This is a genomic window from Micromonospora antibiotica (assembly GCF_017599305.1).
Classification (GTDB): Bacteria; Actinomycetota; Actinomycetes; order Mycobacteriales; family Micromonosporaceae; genus Micromonospora; species Micromonospora antibiotica.
On record NZ_JAGFWR010000027.1, the window covers coordinates 1 to 25,301 of the forward strand.

At 72.9% G+C, this 25,301-nt stretch carries 26 protein-coding genes; 23 read left to right on the forward strand and 3 right to left on the reverse strand.

The genetic code is table 11. The features are described from left to right. Positions 1-217 (forward strand): chorismate synthase (locus JQN83_RS27965; protein ID WP_208570152.1); only part of this gene is annotated, 217 nt, incomplete at its 5' end. Positions 218-332: 115 nt separating this feature from the next. Next, positions 333-839 carry a shikimate kinase gene (locus JQN83_RS27970; RefSeq protein WP_208570153.1) on the forward strand — a complete coding sequence of 169 codons (507 nt, stop codon included), beginning with the start codon at positions 333-335 and terminating at the stop codon, positions 837-839. Here the strand turns inward: JQN83_RS27970 and JQN83_RS27975 are convergent. Beyond that, positions 829-1,614, reverse strand: coding sequence for a cytochrome c oxidase assembly protein (locus JQN83_RS27975; protein ID WP_208570154.1), 786 nt, complete (start codon positions 1,612-1,614; stop codon positions 829-831). The two genes, JQN83_RS27970 and JQN83_RS27975, sit on opposite strands and share 11 nt — an antisense overlap. Further along, positions 1,611-2,132 (reverse strand): DUF2243 domain-containing protein, encoded by a 522-nt coding sequence (locus JQN83_RS27980; RefSeq protein WP_208570155.1) that lies wholly within the window; start codon positions 2,130-2,132, stop codon positions 1,611-1,613. Before JQN83_RS27980 ends, JQN83_RS27975 begins: the two co-directional genes overlap by 4 nt. A 342-nt stretch (positions 2,133-2,474) precedes the next feature. Between JQN83_RS27980 and aroB the strand changes: the two genes are divergently transcribed. The 4 genes from aroB to nusB all read left to right on the forward strand — a co-directional run bounded on the left by aroB (position 2,475) and on the right by nusB (position 5,134). Then, positions 2,475-3,551 carry a 3-dehydroquinate synthase gene (aroB, locus tag JQN83_RS27985; protein ID WP_208570156.1) on the forward strand — a complete coding sequence of 359 codons (1,077 nt, stop codon included), beginning with the start codon at positions 2,475-2,477 and terminating at the stop codon, positions 3,549-3,551. Next, entirely contained in the window at positions 3,548-4,003 is a 456-nt protein-coding gene (aroQ, locus tag JQN83_RS27990) for a type II 3-dehydroquinate dehydratase (protein ID WP_208570157.1), read from the forward strand. The genes aroB and aroQ overlap by 4 nt, the downstream gene beginning before the upstream one ends. A 139-nt stretch (positions 4,004-4,142) precedes the next feature. Further along, on the forward strand, positions 4,143-4,700 hold the full coding sequence (efp, locus tag JQN83_RS27995; RefSeq protein WP_091253160.1) for an elongation factor P: 558 nt from the start codon (positions 4,143-4,145) through the stop codon (positions 4,698-4,700). A 23-nt stretch (positions 4,701-4,723) separates the two neighbouring features. Beyond that, positions 4,724-5,134: a transcription antitermination factor NusB gene (gene nusB, locus JQN83_RS28000; RefSeq protein WP_208570213.1), complete on the forward strand. Its 411-nt coding sequence runs from the start codon at positions 4,724-4,726 to the stop codon at positions 5,132-5,134. A 116-nt stretch (positions 5,135-5,250) separates the two neighbouring features. Here nusB and bldD read toward each other — a convergent pair whose 3' ends face one another. Next, a complete protein-coding gene (gene bldD, locus JQN83_RS28005; protein WP_013285505.1) occupies positions 5,251-5,739 on the reverse strand; it encodes a transcriptional regulator BldD in 489 nt (162 codons plus the stop codon). 287 nt (positions 5,740-6,026) lie between these two features. On the opposite strand from bldD, the gene pyrR reads away from it, so the two are divergent. The 17 genes from pyrR to def all read left to right on the forward strand — a co-directional run bounded on the left by pyrR (position 6,027) and on the right by def (position 25,294). Next, positions 6,027-6,608: a bifunctional pyr operon transcriptional regulator/uracil phosphoribosyltransferase PyrR gene (gene pyrR / locus JQN83_RS28010; RefSeq protein WP_088645219.1), complete on the forward strand. Its 582-nt coding sequence runs from the start codon at positions 6,027-6,029 to the stop codon at positions 6,606-6,608. Positions 6,609-6,657: 49 nt separating this feature from the next. Further along, positions 6,658-7,611, forward strand: coding sequence for an aspartate carbamoyltransferase catalytic subunit (locus JQN83_RS28015; protein ID WP_208570158.1), 954 nt, complete (start codon positions 6,658-6,660; stop codon positions 7,609-7,611). Then, positions 7,608-8,939 (forward strand): dihydroorotase, encoded by a 1,332-nt coding sequence (locus tag JQN83_RS28020; RefSeq protein ID WP_208570159.1) that lies wholly within the window; start codon positions 7,608-7,610, stop codon positions 8,937-8,939. The genes JQN83_RS28015 and JQN83_RS28020 overlap by 4 nt, the downstream gene beginning before the upstream one ends. A 177-nt stretch (positions 8,940-9,116) precedes the next feature. After that, a complete protein-coding gene (carA, locus tag JQN83_RS28025; protein ID WP_208570160.1) occupies positions 9,117-10,322 on the forward strand; it encodes a glutamine-hydrolyzing carbamoyl-phosphate synthase small subunit in 1,206 nt (401 codons plus the stop codon). After that, the gene (gene carB, locus JQN83_RS28030; RefSeq protein WP_208570161.1) at positions 10,315-13,743 is read left to right on the forward strand and encodes a carbamoyl-phosphate synthase large subunit; all 3,429 of its coding nucleotides are present in this window, start codon (positions 10,315-10,317) and stop codon (positions 13,741-13,743) included. Before carA ends, carB begins: the two co-directional genes overlap by 8 nt. A 193-nt stretch (positions 13,744-13,936) precedes the next feature. Next, positions 13,937-14,989 carry a quinone-dependent dihydroorotate dehydrogenase gene (locus JQN83_RS28035; RefSeq protein ID WP_208570214.1) on the forward strand — a complete coding sequence of 351 codons (1,053 nt, stop codon included), beginning with the start codon at positions 13,937-13,939 and terminating at the stop codon, positions 14,987-14,989. A 103-nt stretch (positions 14,990-15,092) separates the two neighbouring features. Then, positions 15,093-15,299 (forward strand): hypothetical protein, encoded by a 207-nt coding sequence (locus JQN83_RS28040; protein ID WP_208570162.1) that lies wholly within the window; start codon positions 15,093-15,095, stop codon positions 15,297-15,299. Further along, positions 15,296-16,570 (forward strand): adenosylmethionine--8-amino-7-oxononanoate transaminase, encoded by a 1,275-nt coding sequence (locus JQN83_RS28045; RefSeq protein WP_208570163.1) that lies wholly within the window; start codon positions 15,296-15,298, stop codon positions 16,568-16,570. The genes JQN83_RS28040 and JQN83_RS28045 overlap by 4 nt, the downstream gene beginning before the upstream one ends. Before the next feature lie 75 nt (positions 16,571-16,645). After that, on the forward strand, positions 16,646-17,485 hold the full coding sequence (pyrF, locus tag JQN83_RS28050; RefSeq protein WP_208570164.1) for an orotidine-5'-phosphate decarboxylase: 840 nt from the start codon (positions 16,646-16,648) through the stop codon (positions 17,483-17,485). Between the two features lie 174 nt (positions 17,486-17,659). Further along, positions 17,660-17,977, forward strand: a complete 318-nt coding sequence (gene mihF / locus JQN83_RS28055) for an integration host factor, actinobacterial type (protein WP_067309448.1) — start codon at positions 17,660-17,662, stop codon at positions 17,975-17,977. Between the two features lie 25 nt (positions 17,978-18,002). Next, positions 18,003-18,503, forward strand: a complete 501-nt coding sequence (locus JQN83_RS28060; RefSeq protein ID WP_208570165.1) for a nucleoside/nucleotide kinase family protein — start codon at positions 18,003-18,005, stop codon at positions 18,501-18,503. Positions 18,504-18,663: 160 nt separating this feature from the next. Then, positions 18,664-18,927: a DNA-directed RNA polymerase subunit omega gene (rpoZ, locus tag JQN83_RS28065; RefSeq protein ID WP_007075826.1), complete on the forward strand. Its 264-nt coding sequence runs from the start codon at positions 18,664-18,666 to the stop codon at positions 18,925-18,927. Positions 18,928-18,941: 14 nt separating this feature from the next. After that, positions 18,942-20,150 carry a bifunctional phosphopantothenoylcysteine decarboxylase/phosphopantothenate--cysteine ligase CoaBC gene (gene coaBC, locus JQN83_RS28070; RefSeq protein ID WP_208570166.1) on the forward strand — a complete coding sequence of 403 codons (1,209 nt, stop codon included), beginning with the start codon at positions 18,942-18,944 and terminating at the stop codon, positions 20,148-20,150. A gap of 89 nt (positions 20,151-20,239) precedes the next feature. Further along, positions 20,240-21,433, forward strand: a complete 1,194-nt coding sequence (gene metK / locus JQN83_RS28075; RefSeq protein WP_208570167.1) for a methionine adenosyltransferase — start codon at positions 20,240-20,242, stop codon at positions 21,431-21,433. Continuing rightward, positions 21,430-23,448 (forward strand): primosomal protein N', encoded by a 2,019-nt coding sequence (locus JQN83_RS28080; protein ID WP_208570215.1) that lies wholly within the window; start codon positions 21,430-21,432, stop codon positions 23,446-23,448. The genes metK and JQN83_RS28080 overlap by 4 nt, the downstream gene beginning before the upstream one ends. 190 nt (positions 23,449-23,638) lie before the next feature. Then, on the forward strand, positions 23,639-24,622 hold the full coding sequence (locus JQN83_RS28085) for an AAA family ATPase (RefSeq protein ID WP_208570168.1): 984 nt from the start codon (positions 23,639-23,641) through the stop codon (positions 24,620-24,622). 111 nt (positions 24,623-24,733) lie between these two features. After that, positions 24,734-25,294 (forward strand): peptide deformylase, encoded by a 561-nt coding sequence (def, locus tag JQN83_RS28090; protein ID WP_208570169.1) that lies wholly within the window; start codon positions 24,734-24,736, stop codon positions 25,292-25,294. Positions 25,295-25,301: the final 7 nt, after the last annotated feature.

Genomic DNA, 25,301 nt, shown 5'->3' on the forward strand with positions numbered 1-25,301 from the left:
CCGGGCTCTGTCGACGGTGGATGTGGCCACGGGTGAGCCGGCGACGGCGATCAACCAGCGTAGCGATGTGTGTGCGGTGCCGGCGGCTGCGGTGGTGGCGGAGGCGATGGTGGCGTTGGTCCTTGCTGAGGCCGCCGTGGAGAAGTTCGGTGGTGACTCGGTGGTCGAGATCCGCCGCAACCTGACCGGCTACCTCGACAGCCTGATCATCCGGTGAACGCGAGGAGTGCGGCGCAGCGGAGCCCCGCAGCCGCGAACGGAAGGTCGGCACGGGTGAGCGCGAGGAGTGCGGCGCAGCGCAGCCCCGCAGTCGCGAACGAGAGGCCAACCCAGTGACGAAGCCTGTCTGCGTGCTGGTCGGGGCGCCCGGCTCCGGCAAGAGCACCGTCGGCGCGGAGCTGGCCACCCTGCTCGGGGTGGCGTTCCGGGACACCGACACCGACATCGAGCAGATGGCCGGCAAGCCGATCCCGGAGATCTTCATCGACGAGGGCGAGGCGCACTTCCGGGCCCTGGAACGGGCTGCGGTGCTGGCGGCGCTGACGTCGCACGCCGGGGTGCTCGCCCTCGGCGGTGGGGCGATCCTCGCCGAGGAGAACCGGGCCGCGTTGGTCGGGCACACCGTGGTGCACCTGTCGGTGGAGTTGCCCGACGCGGTGAAGCGGGTCGGGCTCGGTGCCGGCCGGCCGTTGCTGTCGGTGAATCCGCGCGCCACCCTCAAGCACCTGATGGACCAGCGTCGGCCGCTCTACGCGGAGGTCGCGACGGCGACGGTGGTGACCGACGGCCGCGCGCCGGAGGACCTCGCTGCCGAGATCGTCGCCCTGCTCAAGCCCTGACCGGGCCCACCCGGCGTCGCCGGACCGGCGTCGACCCGTTCCGTCGGGGTTCGGGCCGCCAGGTCACCAGCAGGGCCAGCGCGAGCAGGATCTCGGCCAGGTCGCCGACGTAGTACATCAGGGTCGCCGCCGTCCGCAGTTGGTCGGCGGGGGCGGCGGCGTCGACCAGGCCGGCGTACATCAGCTGGGCCAGGGTGGCGTGGGCGGCGACGGACAGGCCGAGCACCACCAGACGCACCGGCACGCCGGGGCGGTGCGGCCCGGGGTCGGGACCGGCGATCGCCCAGGTGAAGGCGTACCCGCTGAGCAGGAAGTGCAGCAGGAGCAGCGGGTGCAGGCCGGGGTGGGCCAGGGTGGCCCGGTACAGCGGCGTCAGGTGCAACAGGTATAGGCCCCCGGCGGTGAGCAGCAGGCCGGTGACCGGGTGGGTGGCCACCGCCACGGCGGGATGCCGCAGCAGCCGCAGCGCGGCCCGGCCGGCCCGGGGGCGTACCGTCCGCAGGGCCAGCGTGCCGGGTGCGCCCAGCACCAGCCCGAGCGGCGCGAGCATGCCGACCAGCAGGTGCTGCCACATGTGCCCGACCAGGTCGTGGGCGGGCAGCAGCAGGGCCAGCGCGAGCAGCGCCGCGCCCGCGCCGAAACTGGCGGTCCGCCAGTGGCTCCAACCGGCCCGCCCCGGGTCACGCTGGCGCAGGGCGGCGGCCAGATAACCCCAGAACACCACCGCCGGTACGAGCAGCAGCGGTCCGACCCCGCCGTCGTGCGCCCCGGTCATCGCGGCCCGGCGCAGGTGTCCACGGCCGTGGCGCGACGCTGGACCGCCCAGCCGAGGGCCACCAGTGCCGCCCCGAGCAGCAGGAAGCCGACGTCCCAGGCGGTCTGGTGCGGACCACCGTGTACGTGGTGGATGCCGAGCAGGTGGTGGTCGATCACCCCTTCGACCAGGTTGAACAGTCCCCACCCGACCAGTGCCCAGCCCCAGAGCATCCCGGAGCGCCACAGTCGGCCCCGGGACCGGGTGACCCGGGAGTGGAGCAGGGCCAGCCCGGTGAGCACCGCCACCCAGGTCACCACGTGGAACAGTCCGTCCCACAGGGTGTTCATCTGCAACCCGGGCACGGTGTCCACCGGATACGCCCTGATCCCGACGTTGTCGCTGCCGGTGCTGCTGAGCATGTGGTGCCACTGGAGCACCTGGTGCAGGACGATGCCGTCGACGAACCCGCCGAGGCCGACGCCGAGGATGACGGCCGGCAGCCGGATGTCCGCGCCGTCGATGGTGGTGCTGGCCATGGCTTCCTCCGCGTTCGGGTCGATCCCGTCCCCGGTGCCCGGGTCCCGTCGGGCTAAACGCCGACCCTGCCGTGCGGTCACGCGGTGGGTCCGGCATCCGGCAGGTCCGGCACGCGACGAGGGTCGGGCATCCGGTGGGTCCGGCACGCGGTGGACCCGGCATCCGGCGGTTCCGGCACGCGGTGGGTCCGGCATCCGGTGGGTCCGGCACGCGACGAGGGTCGGGTCGGGCGGTCGGTGGTCCGATCTCCGGGCCGTGGTCGGTCAGCCATCCCGTCTCCCGGACCGCCACCAGGTGGACACCCGCCGTGTCGAAGCCGACGCTGGACTAGGCTCCCGGCGATGGACGAGGTGACCCGGATTCCGGTCGGCGGCGAACAGCCGTACGACGTACTGGTCGGGCGGGGCCTGCTGGCCGAGCTGCCCGCGTTGCTGCCCGACGCGACCCGGGCGGCGGTGCTGTACGCGCCGCCCCTGCGGGCGTTGGCCGAGGAGATCGGCGAGCGGTTGGCCGGGGCGGGGGTCACCCCGCTGGCGATCGAGGTGCCCGACGCCGAGGCGGGCAAGCGGGTCGAGGTGGCCGCCGACTGCTGGGAGCAGCTCGGTGCGGCCGGCTTCACCCGTACCGATGCGGTGGTCGGGGTGGGCGGCGGTGCGGTGACCGACCTGGCCGGCTTCGTCGCGGCCTGCTGGCTGCGCGGGGTGCGGTGGGTGCCGGTGGCGACGTCGCTGCTCGGCATGGTCGACGCCGCCGTCGGCGGTAAGACCGGGGTGAACACGGGGGCCGGCAAGAACCTGGTGGGTGCCTTCCACCCGCCGGTCGGGGTGCTGGCCGACCTGGGCACGCTGGACAGCCTCCCGCCGGCCGACCTGGCCGCCGGGCTGGCCGAGGTGGTCAAGTGCGGCTTCATCGCCGACCCGGCGATCCTGGACCTGGTCGAGGGGGACCCGGCCGCCGCCGTCGACCCGACCGGCCCGGTGGCCCGGGAGCTGATCGAGCGGGCGATCCGGGTGAAGGCCGACGTGGTCTCCGGTGACCTGCGCGAGTCGGGTGTCCGGGAGGTGCTCAACTACGGGCACACCCTGGCCCACGCGATTGAGAAGGTCGAGGGGTACCGCTGGCGGCACGGGCACGCGGTCTCCGTCGGCACCGTCTATGCCGGCACCCTGGCCCGGTTGGCCGGTCGGCTCGACGCGGCGACCGCCGAGCGGCACCGCAGCGTGCTGACCGCGCTGGATCTGCCGACCAGCTACCCGGCGGACGCCTGGCCGGACCTGCTGGCGGCGATGCGGGTGGACAAGAAGGCCCGGGGCAGTCGACTGCGGTTCGTGGTGCTCGACGGGCTGGCCCGGCCGGCGATCCTGGACGGCCCGGACGACGAGCTGCTGCACGCCGCCTACCGGGAGGTCAGCCGGTGACCACCGCCACCCCCCGGGTGTACGTGCTCAACGGGCCCAACCTGGGCCGGCTGGGCACCCGTCAGGTCGACGTGTACGGCGTGACCAGCTATGCCGACCTGGTGACGCTCTGCGTCGAGACGGGCCGGGAACTGGGGCTGGACGTGGTGGTCCGGCAGACCGACGCCGAGCACGAGCTGCTGGGCTGGCTGCACGGGGCGGCGGACGAGGGCGCGGCGGTGGTGCTCAACCCGGCGGCCTGGTCGCACTACTCGATCGCGGTGCGGGACGCCTGCGCGTTGCTGCGCGCGCCCCTGGTCGAGGTGCACATCTCCAACATCCACGCCCGGGAGGAGTTCCGGCACCACTCGGTGGTGTCGGCGGTGGCCACCGGCGTCATCTGTGGGCTCGGCGTGGACGGTTACCGGCTCGCGCTGCGGCACCTCGCCACCCGGCTCGGCGGGGCCGACTGACCCCCACTTCCGTCACTGTGCGTGACGGTCGGGGTGGTCGGTGGCGGCGGACCGGTCCCCGGCCGCCGGAACCGCCGCCGATTAGACGCAGCTAGTAGACTTGCCAGGTCTGTCCGCCAATTGATGATCAAGGCAGGAAATGGCATCCACCAACGACCTCAAGAACGGCCTGGTACTCAACCTCGACGGGGAGCTCTGGGCCGTCGTCGAGTTCCAGCACGTCAAGCCCGGTAAGGGTGGGGCGTTCGTCCGCACGACGCTGAAGAACGTGCTGTCCGGCAAGGTCGTCGACAAGACCTTCAACGCGGGCACCAAGGTCGAGACCGCCACCGTCGACAAGCGCACCATGCAATACCTCTACGCCGACGGTGAGGACTACGTCTTCATGGATCTGGAGACGTTCGACCAGATCACCGTCCCCGGCGGCACCGTCGGCGAGGCCGCCAACTACCTCCTCCCGGAGGCCGAGGCGACCGTCGCCACCCACGAGGGTGTGCCGCTCTACATCGAGCTGCCGACCAGCGTGGTGCTCCAGGTCACCTACACCGAGCCGGGTCTGCAGGGCGACCGGTCGACCGGCGGCAACAAGCCGGCCACCGTGGAGACCGGCGCGACCGTGCAGGTGCCGCTCTTCATCACCACCGACGAGAAGATCAAGGTCGACACCCGCGACGGCCGTTACCTCGGCCGGGCCTGATGGCCGAGGGCGCCAAGCAGCAGATGCCGGCGCGTCGCAAGGCGCGTAAGCGGGCGCTGGACGTGCTCTTCGAGGCGGACCTGCGGGACCGGCCTCCGGTCGAGGTGCTCGCCGGCTACGTCGAGCGGATCGAGAAACCGCGTCCCGAGCACCTGGACTACGCGGTCGGTCTGGTCGAGGGGGTCGCCGCGCACCTCGACCGGATCGACGAGGTGATCGCCAGCTACGCCGAGGGCTGGACCCTGGACCGGATGCCGGCGGTCGACCGCAACCTGGCCCGGATCGCCGTCTACGAGCTGCTCTACGTCGACGAGATCGACGACGCGGTGGCGATCAGCGAGGCGGTGGAGCTGGCCCGGCAGATGTCGACCGACGATTCGCCGCGCTTCCTCAACGGCATCCTCGGCCGGATCGCCGAGTACGCCACCCGCTGACCGGTCGCGCGCGTGCCGCCCCACCAGGGCCGGTCCGCGCCGCCGGGGGCGGGAGACGGTGTGACAGAAGGGCCCGTGCCGGACGGCACGGGCCCTTCGACGTCAGCGACCGCGGATCAGGAGGCGAAGAACGCCCGCGGGTCGGCGACCAGCACACCGTGCTCGGTGAGCCGCTCGATCAGCCCGGACGGCGAGGCGTCGTAGACGATCGCCAGGGCGCGCAGGTCGTCGGCGCGGATGGAGAGCACCCGGCCGTTGTAGTCGCCCCGTTGCTGCTGGATCGCCCGGGCGTACCGGGCGACGTAGGCGAGGTCCTCGGAGGCCTCGTCGTAGAGCCGCTCCAGGTCCAGGACGATCTTGCTGGTGGGCTCGTGCCGTACGCCGCTGCCGTCGGGCAGCAGCTCCGAGACGGGTACGCGGTAGAAGTCGGCCAGCTCCGCCAGCCGGGACACGGTGACGGCCCGGTCGCCGCGCTCGTACGAGCCGACCACCACCGCCTTCCAGCGTCCGTTTGACTTCTCCTCCACCCCCTGCAGGGACAGGCCCTGCTGCTGGCGGATGGAGCGCAGGCGGGCGCCCAGCGACTTGGCGTATTCAGAGGGCATTCGGACACTCCCAGTGCTGTGCTTTGGGGTTCTCCCAGCGATCGCTACGGAGCGTGACGGTACGGGGATTGCGACACGTGGTCAAGTGCTCGTGACATTCCCATCGGAGATAGCGGGGGAGTTGTCCGGATTTCACCGTCCTGATCCAGGGATCAGTGGGTCGCGGTGAACCGCGAGGTGACCGCTGGTAACGTGGCCGCCAGCCCCGGTCGGGCCACCCTGACCCGACCGGACACCCCCGACATCCTTTAACGACCCGTCCCGTGAGGCGGGGAAGGAGGTCCGCCGTGGCCTGCCCACCGGCTGCCCACCCGTCGCCCGAGCGACAACCCTCGGTGAAGGTGATCCTCGCCAGCGCCGACGTCCAGCGCGTCGTCGACCGGATCGCCCACCAGATCCTGGAGAAGACCCAGGGCGCCGCCGACACCGTCCTGCTGGGAATCCCCACCCGGGGTGCCCCGCTCGCCCGACGGCTCGCCGCCCGGATCAGCACCTTCGAGGACGTCGACGTCCCGGTCGGGGTGCTCGACATCACCCTCTACCGCGACGACCTGCGTCGGCACGCCACCCGTGCGGTCGGCCCGACCCAACTGCCCCCGGGCGGCATCGACGGCAAGCGGGTCGTCCTCGTCGACGACGTGCTCTTCTCCGGCCGTACCGTCCGGGCCGCCCTCGACGCCCTCAACGACGTCGGCCGGCCCGCCTCGGTGCAGCTCGCCGTGCTGGTCGACCGGGGCCACCGGGAACTGCCGATCCGCGCCGACTACGTCGGCAAGAACATCCCGACCGCGCTCGCCGAGAGCGTCAAGGTCACCCTCGTCGAGACCGACGGCGCCGACGAGGTCCGACTCTGCGGGGGGACCCGGTGAGCGCGCCGCGACGGCATCCGGCAGACGCGAACGAGAGGCGGCCCCGCCCGTGATCAGACACCTGCTCTCCGGGGCCGACCTGGACGCCGACACCGCGACCCAGATCCTCGACACCGCCGCCGAGATGGCCACCGTCGCCGGCCGCGAGGTCAAGAAGCTCCCGGCGCTGCGCGGCCGGACCGTGGTGAACCTCTTCTACGAGGACTCCACCCGGACCAGGATCTCGTTCGAGGCCGCCGCCAAGCGACTCAGCGCCGACGTGATCAACTTTTCCGCCAAGGGCTCCAGCGTCACCAAGGGCGAGAGCCTGAAGGACACCGCGCTGACCCTCCAGGCGATGGGGGCCGACGCGGTGGTCGTCCGGCACCCCGCCTCCGGGGCCCCGCACCGCCTGGCCAACTGGGTGGACGGGTCGGTGGTCAACGCTGGCGACGGCACCCACGAGCACCCCACCCAGGCGCTGCTCGACGCGTACACCATGCGGGCCCGGCTGGGTCGGCTCGCCGGCCTGCACGTGGCGATCGTCGGCGACGTCCTGCACTCCCGGGTGGCCCGCTCCAACGTCCTGCTGCTGAGCACCCTCGGCGCCAAGGTCACCCTGGTCGGCCCGCCGACGCTGATCCCGGTCGACTGGGCCGCCCGCGCCGGCGTCGGATCCGTGGCGACCGACGCCGACCCCGGCACCGACGTCTGCTACGACCTCGACGCGGTGCTGCCCGGGGTGGACGTGGTGATGATGCTGCGGGTGCAGCGGGAGCGGATGAACGACTCCTACTTCCCGTCCGCCCGCGAGTACGCCCGCCGCTACGGGCTGGACGGGCCACGGATGCGCCGGCTGCCCGAACACGCGATCGTCATGCACCCCGGGCCGATGAACCGGGGGATGGAGATCACCCCCGAGGTCGCCGACTCACCCCGCTCCACCATCGTCGAACAGGTCGCCAACGGGGTCTCCGTGCGGATGGCCGTGCTCTACCTGCTGCTCGGAGGAAACAACCGGTGACCGCGTACCTGATCACGAACGTGAGCGTCGTCGGCGGCCCGCCGACCGACCTGCTGATCCGCGACGGCGTCGTCGCCGAGACCGGGGCCGGGCTGACCGACCCGGAGGCCGCCGTCATCGACGGCACCGGCCTGGTCGCCCTGCCCGGCCTGGTCGACCTGCACACCCACCTGCGCGAGCCCGGCCGGGAGGACGCCGAGACGGTCGACTCCGGGTCCCGGGCGGCGGCGCTGGGCGGCTACACCGCGGTCTGCGCGATGGCGAACACCTCGCCGGTCGCCGACACCGCGGGCGTGGTCGAGCAGGTCTGGCGGCTCGGCCGGCAGGCCGGGCTGGTCGACGTGCAGCCGATCGGCGCGGTCACCGTCGGGCTGGCCGGCGAGCGGCTCGCCGAACTGGGCGCGATGGCCGACTCGGCGGCCCGGGTGCGGATCTTCTCCGACGACGGGCACTGCGTCGCCGACCCCAAGCTGATGCGCCGGGCCCTGGAGTACGTCAAGGCGTTCGACGGGATCATCGCCCAGCACGCCGAGGAACCCCGGCTCACCGAGGGCGCGCAGATGCACGAGGGTGAGGTCTCCACCCGGCTCGGGCTGACCGGCTGGCCGGCCGTCGCCGAGGAGGCGATCATCGCCCGCGACGTGCTGCTCGCCGAGCATGTCGGCAGCCGGCTGCACGTCTGCCACGTCTCCACCGCCGGCAGCGTCGAGGTGCTGCGCCAGGCCAAGGCCCGTGGGGTACGGGTCACCGCGGAGGTCACCCCGCACCACCTGCTGCTCACCGACGAGGTGGTGGCCGGCCGGGGTGAGCAGGCCAGCCCCGGGCTCTCGCCCGACTGGAGCCCGACGGCCAGCTACGACCCGGTCTTCAAGGTCAACCCGCCGTTGCGGACGGGCACCGACGTCGCCGCGCTGCGCACCGCGCTCGCCGAGGGCGTCATCGACGTCGTCGCCACCGACCACGCCCCGCACGCGGTGGAGGACAAGGAGTGCGAGTGGGCGTACGCCCGGCCGGGCATGCTCGGTCTGGAGACGGCGCTGTCCATCGCCCTCGACGTGCTCGGCCCGCAGTGGGACCTGATCGCCGACCGGATGTCACGGACCCCGGCCCGGATCGCCGGACTCGACGGCCACGGCCTCGATCCGGCACCCGGGGTACCGGCCAACCTGACCCTGGTCGACCCGGCCGCCCGACGCGTGATCGAGCCCGCGGAGCTGGCCAGTCGCAGTCGCAACACCCCGTACGCCCGCATGACGCTGCCGGGTCGCATCGTGGCGACCTTCCTGCGCGGCGAGCCGACGGTCCTGGACGGAAAGGCTGTCAAGTGATCCGAGCGAGGAACGTAGCGAAGCGGAGTCCCGCAGTCCGGATCGGAGGGGACGCATGATCCGAGCGAGGAACGTAGCGAAGCGGAGTCCCGCAGTCCGGATCGGAGGTGGGCGCGTGATCCGAGCGAGGAACGTAGCGGAGCGGAGTCCCGCAGTCCGGATCGGAGGTGACGTGTGATGGGTAGGCGCAGATCGGCGATCCTGGTCCTGGAGGACGGGCGCACCTTCCACGGTGAGTCGTACGGCAGTGTCGGGGAGACCTTCGGCGAGGCGGTCTTCAACACCGGGATGACCGGTTACCAGGAGACCCTGACCGACCCGTCCTACCACCGGCAGGTGGTGGTGCAGACCGCCCCGCACATCGGCAACACCGGGGTCAACGGCGAGGACGACGAGTCCGACCGGATCTGGGTCGCCGGGTACGTGGTGCGCGACCCGGCCCGGATCGGTTCCAACTGGCGGGCCACCGGCGGGCTGGAGGACCGGCTCGGCGTCGAGGGTGTGGTCGGCATCGCCGGGGTGGACACCCGGGCGCTCACCCGGCACCTGCGCGAACGTGGGGCGATGCGGGTCGGCATCTCCAGCGTCGAGGACGACCCGCGCGCCCTGCTGGAGCGGGTCCGGCAGTCCCCGCAGATGGTCGGCGCGGACCTCTCCGCCGAGGTGAGCACCGCCACCCCGTACGTGGTCGAGGCCGAGGGTGAGCACCGGTACACCGTCGCCGCGCTGGACCTGGGCATCAAACGCAACGTGCCGCGGCGGCTGGCCGCCCGGGGGGTCACCACCCACGTGCTGCCCGCCAACTCCAGCATCGACGACCTGCTGGCCACCGGCGCGGACGCGGTCTTCTTCTCGCCCGGCCCGGGTGACCCGGCCACCGCCGACGGGCCGGTGACGCTGGCCCGGGAGGTGCTGAGCCGGCGGATCCCGCTGTTCGGCATCTGCTTCGGCAGCCAGATCCTCGGCCGGGCGCTCGGCTTCGGCACCTACAAGCTGGGCTACGGCCACCGGGGCATCAACCAGCCGGTGCTCGACCGGGCCACCGGCAAGGTCGAGGTGACCAGCCACAACCACGGCTTCGCGGTGGCCTGGCCGGGCCGCGAGCCCGGGGCGGCGGCCGGCGCGGTCGTCCCCGACGAGGTCATCGAGACCGAGTTCGGTGGCGTGCAGGTGTCGCACGTCTGCCTCAACGACAACGTCGTCGAGGGGCTGCGGGCCGTGGACGTGCCCGCCTTCACCGTCCAGTACCACCCGGAGGCGGCAGCCGGCCCGCACGACGCCGACTACCTCTTCGACCGCTTCGCCGAGCTGATCGAGGGCCGTGGCCCCGACGGGCAGCCCGGTGCGGGCCGGAACCACAGCGAGGGGCGCACGAATGCCTAAGCGCGACGATCTCAAGCACATCCTGGTGATCGGCTCCGGGCCGATCGTGATCGGTCAGGCCTGCGAGTTCGACTACTCCGGCACCCAGGCATGCCGGGTGCTGCGCAGCGAGGGGATCCGGGTCAGCCTGGTCAACTCCAACCCGGCGACCATCATGACCGACCCGGAGTTCGCCGACGCCACCTACGTCGAGCCGATCACCCCGGAGTTCGTGGAGCTGGTCATCGCCAAGGAGCGCCCCGACGCGCTGCTGCCGACCCTGGGCGGGCAGACGGCGTTGAACACCGCGGTCGCCCTGCACGCGGCGGGCGTCCTCGACAAGTACGGCGTCGAGCTGATCGGCGCGAACATCGAGGCGATCAACCGGGGTGAGGACCGCCAGCTGTTCAAGGAGATCGTCGCCAAGGCCGGCGTACGGCTGGGGCTGGCCGACCCGGCCGGCCTGGTGCCCCGGTCGCGGGTCTGCCACTCGATGGACGAGGTCCGGGAGACCGTCGCGGAGCTGGGCCTGCCGGTGGTGATCCGGCCGTCGTTCACGATGGGCGGCCTGGGTTCCGGCATGGCGCACACCGACGAGGACCTGACCCGCATCGCCGGGTCCGGCCTGGCCGCCAGCCCCGTGCACGAGGTGCTCATCGAGGAGAGCGTGCTCGGCTGGAAGGAGTACGAGCTGGAGCTGATGCGCGACCGGCACGACAACGTGGTGGTGGTCTGCTCGATCGAGAACATCGACCCGATGGGCGTGCACACCGGCGACAGTGTCACCGTCGCCCCGGCGATGACGCTCACCGACCGGGAGTACCAGAACCTGCGTGACCTGGGCATCGCGGTGCTGCGCGAGGTCGGGGTGGACACCGGCGGCTGCAACATCCAGTTCGCGGTCAACCCGGCCGACGGTCGGATCGTGGTGATCGAGATGAACCCCCGGGTGTCCCGGTCGTCGGCGCTGGCGTCGAAGGCCACAGGCTTCCCGATCGCCAAGATCGCCGCGAAGCTGGCCATCGGCTACACCCTCGACGAGATTCCCAACGACATCACGTTGAAGACCCCGGCCGCGTTCGAGCCGACGCTGGACTACGTGGTGGTGAAGATCCCCCGGTTCGCGTTCGAGAAGTTCCCCGGCGCGGACCCGGAGCTGACCACCACGATGAAGTCGGTCGGCGAGGCGATGAGCCTGGGCCGTAACTTCACCGAGGCGCTCAACAAGGCGATGCGCTCGATGGAAACCAAGTCGTCGGGTTTCTGGACCACCCCGGACCCGCAGGGGGCGACGCGGGAGAACACCCTCGCGGCGCTGGGGACGCCGCACGACGGGCGGCTCTACACCGTCGAGCGGGCGCTGCGGCTGGGCGCGTCGGTCGCCGAGGTCGCGGCGGCGTCCGGCGGTATCGACCCGTGGTTCCTGGACCAGATCGTCAGCCTGGTCGAGCTGCGGACCGAGATCGTGGCCGCCCCGGTGCTCGACGCCGACCTGCTGCGCCGGGCCAAGCGGGCCGGGTTGTCCGACCGGCAGCTCGCCGCGCTGCGCCCGGAGTTGGCCGCCGAGGACGGCGTGCGCACCCTGCGGCACCGGCTCGACGTGCGCCCGGTCTACAAGACGGTGGACACCTGCGCCGCCGAGTTCGAGGCGACCACCCCGTACCACTACTCGACGTACGACGAGGAGACCGAGGTCGCCCCGTCGGACCGGCCGAAGGTGCTGATCCTCGGGTCGGGGCCGAACCGGATCGGGCAGGGCATCGAGTTCGACTACTCCTGCGTGCACGCCGTCCAGGCGCTGCGTGCCGCCCCGCTGCCCGGCCCGGACGGTTCCGGTGCCGGGTCGGGTGCCGGCGGTGGGTTCGGCTCCGGCGGTGGGTCCGGTGCCGGCGGCTACGAGACCGTCATGGTCAACTGCAACCCGGAGACGGTGTCCACCGACTACGACACCGCCGACCGGCTCTACTTCGAGCCGCTGACCTTCGAGGACGTGCTGGAGGTGTGGCACGCCGAGGACTCCTCCGGGAAGGCGGCCGGCGGCCCCGGCGTGGTCGGGGTGGTCGTGCAGCTCGGCGGGCAGACCCCGCTGGGGCTGGCGCAGCGGCTCAAGGACGCCGGGGTGCCGGTGGTCGGCACCTCCCCGGAGTCGATCCACCTGGCCGAGGAGCGCGGCGCGTTCGGCCTGGTGCTGGCCCGGGCCGGCCTGCGTGCCCCGGCACACGGCATGGCCACCTCGTACGACGAGGCGAAGGCGATCGCCGACGAGATCGGCTACCCGGTGCTGGTCCGCCCGTCGTACGTGCTCGGCGGGCGGGGCATGGAGATCGTCTACGACGACGCCACCTTGCGCGACTACATCGGGCGGGCCACCGACATCTCCCCGGACCACCCGGTGCTGGTCGACCGGTTCCTCGACGACGCCATCGAGATCGACGTGGACGCGCTCTGCGACGCCGACGGCGAGGTCTACCTGGGCGGCGTGATGGAGCACATCGAGGAGGCCGGCATCCACTCCGGCGACTCGTCGTGCGCGCTGCCGCCGATCACGCTGGCCGGTTCGCACCTGACCGAGGTACGCCGCTACACCGAGGCGATCGCCCGGGGGGTGGGGGTACGTGGCCTGCTCAACGTCCAGTACGCCCTCAAGGACGACATGCTCTACGTGTTGGAGGCGAACCCGCGGGCCTCGCGTACCGTCCCGTTCGTCTCCAAGGCCACCGCCGTGCCGTTGGCGAAGGCGGCGGCCCGGATCGCCCTCGGCGCGACCATCGCCGAGCTGCGCGCCGAAGGACTGCTCCCGGCGACCGGCGACGGTGGGGTGCTGCCGCCCGACGCCCCGATCGCGGTCAAGGAGGCGGTGCTGCCGTTCAAGCGGTTCCGCACCCCGGCCGGCAAGGGTGTCGACTCGTTGCTCGGCCCGGAGATGAAGTCCACCGGCGAGGTGATGGGCATCGACACCAGCTTCGGGCACGCCTTCGCCAAGAGCCAGTCCGCCGCGTACGGCTCGCTGCCGACCACCGGGAGGATCTTCGTCTCGGTGGCCAACCGGGACAAGCGGGCCATGATCTTCCCGGTCAAGCGGCTGGCCGACCTGGGCTTCGAGATCGTCGCCACCACGGGTACCGCCGAGCTGCTGCGCCGGCACGGCATCGCCTGTGAGCAGATCCGCAAGCACTACCAGGCGGGCGAGGGCGCGGACGCGGTGTCGATGATCCTCGCCGGTGACGTGGCCCTGGTGGTGAACACCCCGCAGGGCTCCGGCGCGAGCGCCCGCTCGGACGGCTACGAGATCCGTAGCGCCGCCGTCACGGCCGACATCCCGTGCATCACCACCGTGCCGGGGGTGGCGGCGGCGGTGATGGGCATCGAGGCCCGCATCCGGGGCGACATGCGGGTACGCCCCCTCCAGGAACTCCACGCCGCCCTCCGGGCCGCCCAATGACCCCCCACCCCCCGCTCGGCCCGCGCTCCCCGCTCAGGCCGGTGATCAAGAGGTTTCGGTCACCGGACGGCGGTTGTGGTGACGCAAACCTCTTGATCACCGACGAGGGCGCCACCGACGAGGGCGCCACCGACGAGGGCGCCACCGACGAGGGCGCCGGCCGGGGGAGTGTCGGTTGGGGGGCCGGGGCGTGGTGATGTTCGAGAAGGGGGTCCGGAGGGCCCTGTTCCGGATCGGGGGCGGGGACGCCGAGGCGGCGCACGAGTGGACGTTGCGGCGGTTGGCGACCCTGTCGCGGCGGCCGGCGGCGCTGGCCCTGCTGCGGGCCCGCAACCTGCACCGGGCGCCCCGGACGGTGTTCGGGGTGGAGTTCCCCAACCCGGTGGGCCTGGCGGCGGGGATGGACAAGAACGGGGTGGCCCTCCCGGCCTGGCCGGCGCTGGGGTTCGGCTTCGTCGAGGTGGGCACGGTCACCGCGCACGCCCAGCCGGGCAATCCCCGGCCCCGGCTGTTCCGGCTGCCCGACAGCGCGGCCGTGATCAACCGGATGGGCTTCAACAACGCCGGCGCGCAGGCCCTGGCCGACCGGCTGGCCGCGCTGCCCCGCCCGCTCGGGGTGCCGCTGGGCATCTCGCTCGGCAAGTCCAAGGTGACCCCGCTGGACGAGGCGGTCGAGGACTACCTCGCCTCCTACCGGGCGTTGCGGGGGCACGGCGACTACTTCGCGGTCAACGTCTCCTCCCCGAACACCCCGGGTTTGCGGTCGTTGCAGGACAAGGCACACCTGGACGCTCTGCTGACCGCTCTGGTGGGGGAGAAGCCCGTCCTGGTGAAGATCGCCCCGGACCTCACCGAGCCGGCCGTGGCCGAGCTGTTGGAGGTCTGCCTGGCCCGGGGTGCGGCCGGTGTGATCGCCACCAACACCACCCTGGGTCGGGCCGGTCTCGCCCCCGCCGACGCGGAACGTGGCGCGCAGGCCGGCGGCCTGTCCGGTCGTCCGCTGACCGGACGGGCCCGGGAGATGGTCGCCTTCGTCCACCGGGAGACCGGCGGTCGGCTCCCGGTGATCGGCGTCGGTGGCATCCTCGACCCGGACGACGCGGCCCGGATGTTCGACGCCGGTGCCAGTCTGGTCCAGCTCTACACCGGTTTCATCTACCGGGGCCCGGCTCTGGTCCGGGCCGCCGCCCGCGTCTCGACCGGGCCCGGGGTGCCGACGGGTGATCCGGCGGTGAGCGGCCGGTGATCCGGCGGGCGCGTCCGGTGTATCCGGTCGTGCCCGCCGTGGTGCCGCCCGGGAGCGGATCCGACCCCGGCCGGGCCGCCGCGCGCCGCCACGGGCGCGGCGCGTGACACCCCCGCGGGTCGCCGCCGCCGCAGCCCTGCGGCGGTCCGGGGGCGTCGCCGTCCCTGTCGCCGCGCAGCCGGGGCGGGGCGTGGCCGTCGGGGCCACCGCGCGGCAGGTCCAGACCCGCCGCCGTCGCCGTCAGGGCAGCAGAGCAGCGCAGGCCGCCGGTGGTGCGGCGGCTGACGAGGGTACGGAGGAACGCGCGTGACGCCCGAGCAGATCCTGGCCGTCGACCGGGCCCGTGTCTGGCACCCGTACGCGGCGCTGCCGCCGGCTCACCCGCCCTACGTGGTGCACAGCGCCGAGGGTGTCCGGCTGCGGCTGGCCGACGGCCGGGAGCTGGTCGACGGGATGTCGTCGTGGTGGGCGGCGATCCACGGTTACCGGCATCCGGTGCTGGACGCGGCGGTCACCGACCAGCTCGGCCGGATGAGTCACGTGATGTTCGGCGGGCTCACCCACGAGCCGGCGGTCCGGCTGGCCGAGACGCTCGTCGAGTTGGCCCCGGACGGCCTGGAACACGTCTTCCTGGCCGACTCGGGCTCGGTGTCGGTCGAGGTGGCGATCAAGATGTGCCTGCAGTACCAGCGGGCCACCGGCCGGCCGCAGCGCCGTCGGCTGGCCACCTGGCGGGGCGGTTATCACGGGGACACCTTCCACCCGATGAGTGTGTGCGACCCCGAGGGTGGGATGCACCACCTGTGGGGCGACGTGCTGCCCCGGCAGGTCTTCGCCCCGGTGCCGCCCGGTGGCTTCGCCGACCCGCCCGACCCGGCGTACGTGACGGCGCTGACCGACGCGGTCGCCCGGCACGCCGACGAGTTGGCCGCGGTGATCGTCGAGCCGGTGGTGCAGGGGGCCGGCGGGATGCGCTTCCACCACCCGGGGTACCTGCGGGTGTTGCGCGAGGTGACCCGGGCGCACGGGGTGCTGCTGATCTTCGACGAGATCGCCACCGGGTTCGGCCGGACCGGGCGGATGTTCGCCGCCGGGCACGCCGGGGTGACCCCGGACGTGCTCTGCGTGGGCAAGGCGCTCACCGGGGGCTACCTGACCCTCGCGGCGGCGCTGTGCACGCCGGAGGTGGCCTGGGGGATCTCCGCCGACGGGGTGTTGGCACACGGCCCGACGTTCATGGGCAACCCGTTGGCGTGTGCGGTCGCCAACGCCTCCCTGGGGCTGTTGCGGGCCGGTGACTGGGTCGCCGGGGTGGCCCGGGTGGGTGCGGGGCTGCGGGCCGGCCTGGAGCCGTTGCGCGGGACGCCAGGGGTGATGGACGTGCGGGTGCTGGGTGCGATCGGCGTGGTGCAGTTGGACCACGAGGTGGACGTGGCGGCGGCGACGGCCGCCGCGGTGGCCCGGGGCGTGTGGCTGCGCCCCTTCCGCGACCTGGTCTACGCCATGCCGCCGTATGTGACCGGGGAGGACGACGTGGCCCGGATCGCGGCCGGGATGACCGCCGCGGTGGCGGCCGGCTGACCGGCCGGCCGGGTCCGACGCCGCGGTGGCGACCGCCGCTCGCGGTGAACGCAGGAGCAGACGAGAGGAGCATCGATGGAGACCTTCGGATTTCGATTGCACCGGGCGGTGGCGGAGCGTGGGCCGCTGTGCGTGGGCATCGACCCGCATCCCGGGCTGCTGGCCCGCTGGGGGCTGCCGGACGACGTGGACGGCTTGGAGCGGTTCGCCCGGACCGTCGCGGAAGCGCTCGGTGACCGGGTTGCGGTGATCAAGCCTCAGTCGGCCTTCTTCGAGCGATTCGGGAGCCGCGGAGTGGCGATTCTTGAGTCAACTATCCGACAGTTGCGCGAAGCTGGCGCGCTCGTTCTCCTCGACGTCAAGCGTGGCGACATCGGTTCGACCGTCGCCGCGTACGCCTCCGCGTACCTTGATCCATCCAGCCCGCTGTATGTCGACGCGGTCACGGCGAGCCCCTACCTGGGAGTAGGTTCGCTGGCCCCGATGTTCGAGTCGGCCGTCGCGCACGGTGGCGGGGTGTTCGTGTTAGCGCTCACCTCCAACCCCGAGGGGGCTCAGGTGCAGCGTGCCGTCACGGCCGGTGGGCGGACGGTCGCGCAGCTTGTTATCGATGAGATTTCGCAGCTCAACAGGGGTGCGGAACCGCTCGGCAGCATCGGGTTGGTGGTCGGCGCGACCATCGGCGACACCGGTCACGACCTGTCCCGGGTCAATGGCCCACTGCTCGCGCCGGGGCTCGGTGCCCAGGGTGCGACGGCCGCAGACCTACCCACCGTGTTCGGTTCGAGCCTGTCCGCAGTGCTGCCCTCGTACTCCCGGGAGGTGCTCAACGCGGGCCCGGACGCCGACGCGTTGCGGGCCGCCGCGGACCGGGCGGTGGCCGACTGCCGGCACATCCTGGCTGCCCGACACTGACTGACGGCTCGGTCACTGTACGTTGATCATCGCGCGTCCACGTTGCCGAAAGCTCCGCCGAACGCTAGTTTTCCCCGCGCTGGGAACCACGGACCCCTTTGGTTTTCAGCGACACCACGTTTCACAGAGCGACGGTGCGTTCCGCCCGTCGCGATAGGGACCTGAGGAGAACTGGTGCCGCTCCCGTCACTGACCCCCGAGCAGCGCGCTGCCGCGCTGGAAAAGGCCGCGGAGATCCGCAAGGCCCGTGCTGAGCTGAAGGAGCAGCTCAAGCAGGGCAAGACCACCCTGGCCGCCGTCCTTGCGCGAGCCGAGTCCGACGACGTCGTCGGCAAGCTCAAGGTGTCGGCCGTGCTGCAGGCGATGCCGGGTATCGGAAAGATCCGGGCCACCCAGATCATGGAGAAGCTCAAGATCGCCGACAGCCGCCGTCTGCGTGGTCTGGGCGAGCAGCAGCGTAAGGCGCTGCTTGGAGAGTTCGCCGCCAACTGATCGCCGCAGCAGGTAGAAACAAGCGGTGAGCACGGTTGACGAGGCGTGCCCGGCGGCGCGGCTCACCGTCCTGACCGGACCTTCGGGTGCCGGTCGGGGCGGTGTGGTCGGAGCGGTCCGGGCACGTTCTCCCGCCGTGTGGGTGCCGGTCCCGGTGACCACCCGGGCACGTCGCCCCGGCGAGTCCGACGGCGTCGACCGGCTCTTCCGGGAGCCGGCCGAGTTCGATCGGATGATCGCCGCGGGCGAATTGCTGGAGTGGTCCCGGGCCGGGCCGTACCGGCGGGGCACCCCGCGTGCCCCGCTGATCGACCGACTGACCCGGGGGTGGCCGGTGCTGCTCCCGTTGGACCCGCCCGGGGCGCTCGTGGTGACCGAGGCCCTGCCATCGGCCCGGCTGGTGCTGCTGCTCCCGCCCGGACACCGCGCGGACCCGGCCCTGGCGGCCCTCGTCGAGCGCACCGTCCACCACGACCACACCGAGCGTGCTGCCGCTGAGCTGGTAAGCTTGCTCGGTTCGTCCTAATCTGGCTCCCGTCCGACCGCAGACCGTGTTCGAGCGACCAGCAGTGTTCGAGCAACCAGCAGTGTTCGAGTGACCAGCCGCGGTCGAGCGACCAGCCGCCTCCGCGCGGCGAGCGACCAGCCGCGTCCGCGCGGACACCTTTCAGACGCAGAGGTATTTCGTGGGATCCATCGCCAACCCCGAGGGCATCACCAACCCGCCGATCGACGAGCTGCTCGAGAAGACCACCTCGAAGTACGCGCTGGTGATCTTCGCTGCCAAGCGTGCGCGTCAGGTCAACGCCTACTACAGCCAGCTCGGTGAGGGCCTGCTCGAGTACGTCGGCCCGCTCGTGGAGACCACCCCGCAGGAGAAGCCGCTCTCCATCGCCATGCGCGAGATCAACGCGGGCCTGCTCACCGCCGAGCCGACCGACCAGCCGTAACCCCCGTACCCCCGATGTCCGCCGAGATCGTGCTCGGAGTCGGCGGTGGCATCGCCGCCTACAAGGCGTGTGAGCTGCTGCGGCTCTTCACGGAGTCGGGTCACCGGGTCCGGGTCGTGCCGACCGCGTCGGCGCTCCGCTTCGTCGGGGCGCCGACCTGGGCGGCGCTGTCCGGCCAGCCGGTCGCCGACGACGTCTGGGCCGAGGTGCACGAGGTCCCGCACGTCCGGCTCGGCCAGCGGGCCGGCCTGGTGGTGGTCGCGCCGGCCACGGCGGACCTGCTCGCCCGGGCCGCCCACGGCCTCGCCGACGACCTGCTCACCAACACCCTGCTCACCGCCCGCTGCCCGGTGGTGCTCGCCCCGGCGATGCACACCGAGATGTGGGAACACCCGGCCACCGTCGCCAACGTGGCCACCCTGCGGTCCCGGGGGGTGCGGGTGATCGAGCCCGCCGTGGGCCGGCTCACCGGGGCGGACAGCGGCAAGGGCCGGCTGCCCGACCCGGCCGAGATCTTCGCGGTCGCCCGCCGGGCCCTCGCCCGGGGCGTCGACGCCCCCGCCGACCTGGCCGGTCGACACCTGGTGGTCACCGCCGGCGGCACCCGGGAGCCCCTCGACCCGGTCCGCTTCCTCGGCAACCGTTCCTCCGGCAAGCAGGGGTACGCCTTCGCCCGCGCGGCCGTCGCCCGGGGCGCCCGGGTCACCCTGATCGCCGCCAACGTCGCCCTGCCCGATCCGGCCGGGGTCGACCTGGTCCGGGTGGGCACCACCGAGGAGTTGCGCACGGCGACCCTGGCCGCCGCCGTCGACGCCGATGCGGTGGTGATGGCGGCGGCGCCGGCCGACTTCCGTCCGGCGACGTACGCGCCCGGCAAGATCAAGAAGTCGGACGACGGCAGCACGCCGACCATCGCCCTCGTCACCAACCCGGACATCGCCGCGGAGCTGGGTCGAACCCGTCGTCCGGAGCAGGTGCTGGTGGTGTTCGCCGCCGAGACCGGTGACGCCGAGGCCAACGGCCGGGCCAAACTCGCCCGCAAACGCGCCGACCTCGTCGTCGTCAACGAGGTCGGCGTCGACAAGGTCTTCGGGGCCGAGACCAACGCGGCCACCGTGATCGGCGCCGACGGTGCCGTGCACCGCCTGCCCGAGCAGGCCAAGGAGGATCTGGCCGACCGCGTCTGGGACCTCGTGCTCGCCCGGTGGCCCGCCCGGTCCTGAACGGTGGATGCCGACTCGCCGGGTCGTGAGCGGTACGTGAGGGTGACTAGACTGCTGCGCAACGATTATCTAAAGAGCTTAGGAGTGCCGTGACACGCCGCCTCTTCACGTCCGAATCGGTCACGGAAGGCCACCCGGACAAGATCGCCGACCAGATCAGCGACGGGATCCTCGACGCCCTGCTGACCCAGGACCCGCACAGCCGGGTGGCGGTCGAGACCCTGATCACCACCGGTCAGGTCCACGTCGCCGGTGAGGTGACCACCAAGGCCTACGCCGACATTCCGACCATCGTCCGCGAGACGATCCTCGGTATCGGCTACGACTCGTCGAAGAAGGGCTTCGACGGCGCCTCCTGCGGCGTCAGCGTCTCCATCGGCGCCCAGTCGCCCGACATCGCGCAGGGCGTCGACAACGCCTTCGAGCTGCGCACCGGGGCCTCGGAGAGCGCGCTGGACGCGCAGGGCGCCGGCGACCAGGGCATGATGTTCGGCTTCGCCTGCTCCGAGACGCCGGAGCTGATGCCCCTGCCGATCGCGCTGGCACACCGGCTGGCCCAGCGGCTGTCCGCGGTGCGCAAGGACGGGACCATCCCCTACCTGCGGCCGGACGGCAAGACCCAGGTCACCATCGAGTACGAGGGGCTGCGTCCGGTCCGGCTGAACACCGTCGTGGTGTCCAGCCAGCACGCCGCCGACATCTCGCTGGACTCGCTGCTCACCCCGGACGTGCGCGACCACGTCATCGCCCCGGAGCTGCAGAACCTGGGCCTGGACACCGAGGGCTACCGGCTGCTGGTCAACCCGACCGGCCGGTTCGAGATCGGTGGCCCGATGGGTGACGCCGGCCTGACCGGTCGGAAGATCATCGTCGACACCTACGGCGGGTACGCCCGGCACGGTGGTGGTGCGTTCTCCGGCAAGGACCCGTCCAAGGTGGACCGCTCGGCCGCGTACGCGATGCGCTGGGTGGCCAAGAACGTCGTCGCCGCCGGCCTGGCCGAGCGCTGTGAGGCGCAGGTCGCGTACGCGATCGGCAAGGCCCACCCGGTCAGCCTCTTCATCGAGACCTTCGGCACCGAGACGGTGCCGGTGGCCGCGATCGAGAAGGCGGTCGGTGAGGTCTTCGACCTGCGGCCGGCCGCCATCATCCGGGACCTCAACCTGCTCCGCCCGATCTACCGGCAGACCGCCGCCTACGGCCACTTCGGCCGGGAGCTGCCGGAGCTGAGCTGGGAGAGCACCGACCGGGCCGCCGACCTGAAGTCGGTAGCGGGCGCCTGACCGGCACCACGCCCAGCGACCGGCGACCCGCGGACGGGTCGCCGGTCGCGCGGGTTTGCGTGGACGTCCCGCTGCCGCACCTCGACCGACCCTTCGACTATCTGGTCCCCGCCGGCCTGGCCGCCGACGCGGTCCCCGGGGTGCGGGTCAAGGTGCGCTTCGCCGGTCAGCTGGTCGACGGGTGGCTGCTGGAGCGGGTCGACGCCTCGGCGCACGGCGGCAGGTTGGCCTACCTGGAGAAGGTGGTCTCCGCGGAGCCGGTGCTGGCCGCCGAGGTGGCCCGGCTGGCCCGGGCGGTCGCCGACCGGTACGCCGGCAACCTCGCCGACGTGCTCCGGCTGGCCGTGCCGCCCCGGCACGCCCGGGTCGAGAAGGAACCCCGCACCGCCCCCGAGCCGCCTGTCGCCGATCCGACAGTTCCCGTTCCTGGCGGCGGCGCGGCGGCGCGGCGGCGGGCGGTACCCGACCCGCGCGGGTGGCGGGACTACCCGGCCGGCCCGGCCTACCTGACGGCGCTCGCCGACGGGCGGGCCCCCCGGGCCGTGTGGTCGGCGCTGGCCGGGGAGGACTGGGCGGCCCGGTACGCCGACGCGGTCGCCGCCACCCTCGCCGGTGGCCGGGGCGCCCTGGTGGTGGTCGCCGACGCCCGGGACCTCGACCGGCTCGACGCGGCGTTGACCGCGCTGCTCGGCCCGGGGCGGCACGTGACCCTCTCCGCCGCGCTCGGCCCGGCCCGCCGCTACCGGGCCTTCCTGGCCGTCCGGCGGGGCGACGTGCCGGTGGTGATCGGCACCCGGGCCGCCATGTTCGCCCCCGTCGACCGGCTGGGTCTGGTGGCGATCTGGGACGACGGTGACGATCTGCACGCCGAGCCGCGCGCCCCCTACCCGCATGCCCGGGAGGTGCTGCTCACCCGGGCCCGGCTCGGCGAGGCCGCCGCGCTGGTCGGTGGCTGGACCCGGACCGCCGAGGGGCAGTTGCTGGTGGAGACCGGGTGGGCCCGTGAGGTGGTGGCGGACCGGGCGACGCTGCGGGCGCGTACCCCGGCGATCGCCCCGACCGGGGACGACCCGCAGCTGGCCCGCGACCCGGGCGCGGCGACGGCCCGGCTGCCCAGCCTGGCCTGGACCACCGCCCGGGACACCCTGCGCGCGGACGCGCCGGTGCTGGTCCAGGTGCCCCGCCGGGGCTACCTGCCGTCGGTCTCCTGCGCCGACTGCCGGACCCCGGCGCGCTGCCCGCACTGCGCCGGCCCGCTGGCGTTGCGCGCCGCCGACGCCCCGCCGGCCTGCCGCTGGTGCGGCCGGGTCGCCGCCGCGTACGCCTGCCCGCAGTGCGGGGGGCGACGGCTGCGGGCGGCGGTCACCGGGGCCCGGCGGACCGCCGAGGAGCTGGGCCGGGCCTTTCCCGGGGTGCCGGTGCGCACCTCGGGCCGCGACGAGGTGCTGACCGACGTCCCGGCCGGCGCGAGCCTGGTCGTCGCCACCCCCGGCGCCGAGCCGGTGGCCGAGGGTGGGTACGGCGCGGTCCTGCTGCTGGACTCCTGGGCCCTGCTCACCCGGGCCGATCTGCGGGCCGGCGAGGAGACGCTGCGCCGGTGGCTGTCCGCCGCCGCCCTGGCCCGGCCCGCCCCGGCCGGTGGCAAGGTGGTGGTGGTCGCCGACGGCGCGCTCGCCCCGGTGCAGGCGTTGCTGCGGTGGGACCCGGGCTGGTTCGCCGCCCGGGAGCTGGCCGAGCGTCGGGAGCTGGGTTTCCCCCCGGCGGTGAAGATGGCCAGCGTCACCGGCGGCGCGGACGCGGTGGCCGACCTGCTGGCGCAGGCCCGGCTGCCCGACGGGGCGGAGGTGCTCGGCCCGGTCCCGGCCGATCAGGACCGGGAGCGGATGCTGGTCCGGGTGCCCCGGTCCCGGGCCGCCGCGCTGGCCGAGGCGCTGCACACCGCCGCCGGGGTACGCAGCGCCCGCCGGGCCGCCGACCCGGTCCGCCTCCAGGTCGACCCGCTCAGCCTTTTCTGAGTCACCAGTCAGCTTTGGAGTGCACCTGGCCAGTTGTCCGTCGCACACCGCGTGCGGCGGGAGGCGACGGGCCGCGTGATAGCATCGCCCGTCATACCCGGGCGCACGATGGCGCGACGAAGGCGCAAACGCGTCGGGCCGACGCCGGATCGATGAAGTCAAGCAGCCGGTGAGCAGGGGTGGGTCAGTCGTGACCGTTCGTCAGTCGATCGTCTTCAACGGTGACCTCGGCAGCGGCAAGAGCACCGTCTCCGTCGAGATCGCCCAGCGGTTGGGCCTGCGCCGGGTCAGCGTCGGTGACCTCTACCGGCAGATGGCGCAGGAGCGGCAGATGACCGCCCTCCAGCTCAACCTGCACGCCGAGCTGGACCAGGCCGTCGACGGCTACGTCGACCAGCTCCAACGCGACATCGCCGCGTCCGGCGAGTCGCTGGTGATGGATTCCCGGCTGGCCTGGCACTTCTTCACCCACGCGCTCAAGGTGCACATGATCACCGAGCCGGCCGAGGCGGCCCGCCGGGTGCTGCTGCGCCCCTCCGGCCCGGCGGAGAGCTACACCTCGCTGGACGAGGCGGAGGCCAAGCTGCGCGAACGCAGCGAGAGCGAGCGTAACCGGTTCATCCTGCGTTACGGCGTCGACAAGGCCCGGCTGCGCAACTACGACCTGGTCTGCGACACGACCCGCGCCTCCGCCGAGGAGGTCATCACCCACATCGTCGACGTGTACGAGGGTCGCCTCGGTGCCGACGTGCTGCGTGACGCCCCGCCGCTGCTGCTGCTGGACCCGGCCCGGGTCTACCCGACCGAGGACGTCGCCACCCTGCGCGGGCTCGACGGGTCCGAGTTCGTCGGCGGGCTGGCGGCGGCCGGCGACGAGGCGCTCGAACCGCTGCGGATCGGCTTCACCGGCGAGTACTTCTTCGTCGTCGACGGGCACCGCCGGCTCAGCGCCGCCCTACGCAACGGGTTCTCCCTGGTGCCGGCGCAACTGGTCGCCGAGGTGGACGAGCCGGTCGTCGGGCAGACCAGCGCCGTCGACTACTTCGCCGCCCACGTGCGCCCGAGCCTCGTGCACGACTGGGAGGCCGCCCACGGCACCCGGCTCCCGCTGCCCGCGCACGCCCTGCTCGGCGACCACGCGGTGCTGGCCGGCGAACCGGGCGCCAACGCCTGACGTCGGCGTCAGCGGCACCATCCCGACCCGTCGCGGTACGCCGGCCGACACCACCTCGGCACTCCGTAGACTGGTACGGCACCACGCCGTCCAACGAAGGAGCCACCCCGCGTGACCGTCCAGCCCATCCGTCTGTTCGGGGACCCGGTGCTGCGCACGCCGGCCGATCCGGTCGTCGACTTCGACGTCGAGCTGCGTAGGCTCATCGCCGACCTCACCGACACGATGCGTGACCGTGGCGGCGCCGGGCTGGCCGCCCCCCAGCTCGGAGTGGGCCTGCGGGTCTTCACCTTCGAGGTGGACGACGTGCTCGGCCACCTGGTCAACCCGGTGCTGGAGTTCCCCGACACCGAGGAGCAGGACGGCCCGGAGGGCTGTCTGTCCATCCCCGGGCTCTACTTCGACACCAAGCGCCGGCAGAACGTCGTCGCCAAGGGCTACAACGGCTACGGCGACCCGTTGCAGATCGTCGGCACCGGGCTGATGGCGCGCTGTGTCCAGCACGAGACCGACCACCTCGACGGGGTGCTCTTCCTCGACCGGTTGGACCCGGCCGGGCGCAAGGAGGCGATGAAGGCGATCCGCCAGGCCGACTGGTACGACGACGCCGCCCCACCCACCGTCAAGGTCAGCCCGCACGCCGCCGGTGGCCCCTTCGGTCTGGGCCGGTGACCCGCCG

Bases quoted from the DNA above. Each gene is read 5' to 3' on its own strand.
- carB (WP_208570161.1), top strand. From the start codon at position 10,315: ATGCCTAAGCGCGACGATCTCAAGCACATCCTGGTGATCGGCTCCGGG.
- aroB (WP_208570156.1), top strand. From the start codon at position 2,475: ATGGACGAGGTGACCCGGATTCCGGTCGGCGGCGAACAGCCGTACGAC.
- efp (WP_091253160.1), top strand. From the start codon at position 4,143: ATGGCATCCACCAACGACCTCAAGAACGGCCTGGTACTCAACCTCGAC.
- JQN83_RS27975 (WP_208570154.1), bottom strand. From the start codon at position 1,614: ATGACCGGGGCGCACGACGGCGGGGTCGGACCGCTGCTGCTCGTACCG.
- carA (WP_208570160.1), top strand. From the start codon at position 9,117: ATGGGTAGGCGCAGATCGGCGATCCTGGTCCTGGAGGACGGGCGCACC.
- pyrF (WP_208570164.1), top strand. From the start codon at position 16,646: ATGGAGACCTTCGGATTTCGATTGCACCGGGCGGTGGCGGAGCGTGGG.
- bldD (WP_013285505.1), bottom strand. From the start codon at position 5,739: ATGCCCTCTGAATACGCCAAGTCGCTGGGCGCCCGCCTGCGCTCCATC.
- coaBC (WP_208570166.1), top strand. From the start codon at position 18,942: ATGTCCGCCGAGATCGTGCTCGGAGTCGGCGGTGGCATCGCCGCCTAC.
- JQN83_RS27980 (WP_208570155.1), bottom strand. From the start codon at position 2,132: ATGGCCAGCACCACCATCGACGGCGCGGACATCCGGCTGCCGGCCGTC.
- nusB (WP_208570213.1), top strand. From the start codon at position 4,724: ATGCCGGCGCGTCGCAAGGCGCGTAAGCGGGCGCTGGACGTGCTCTTC.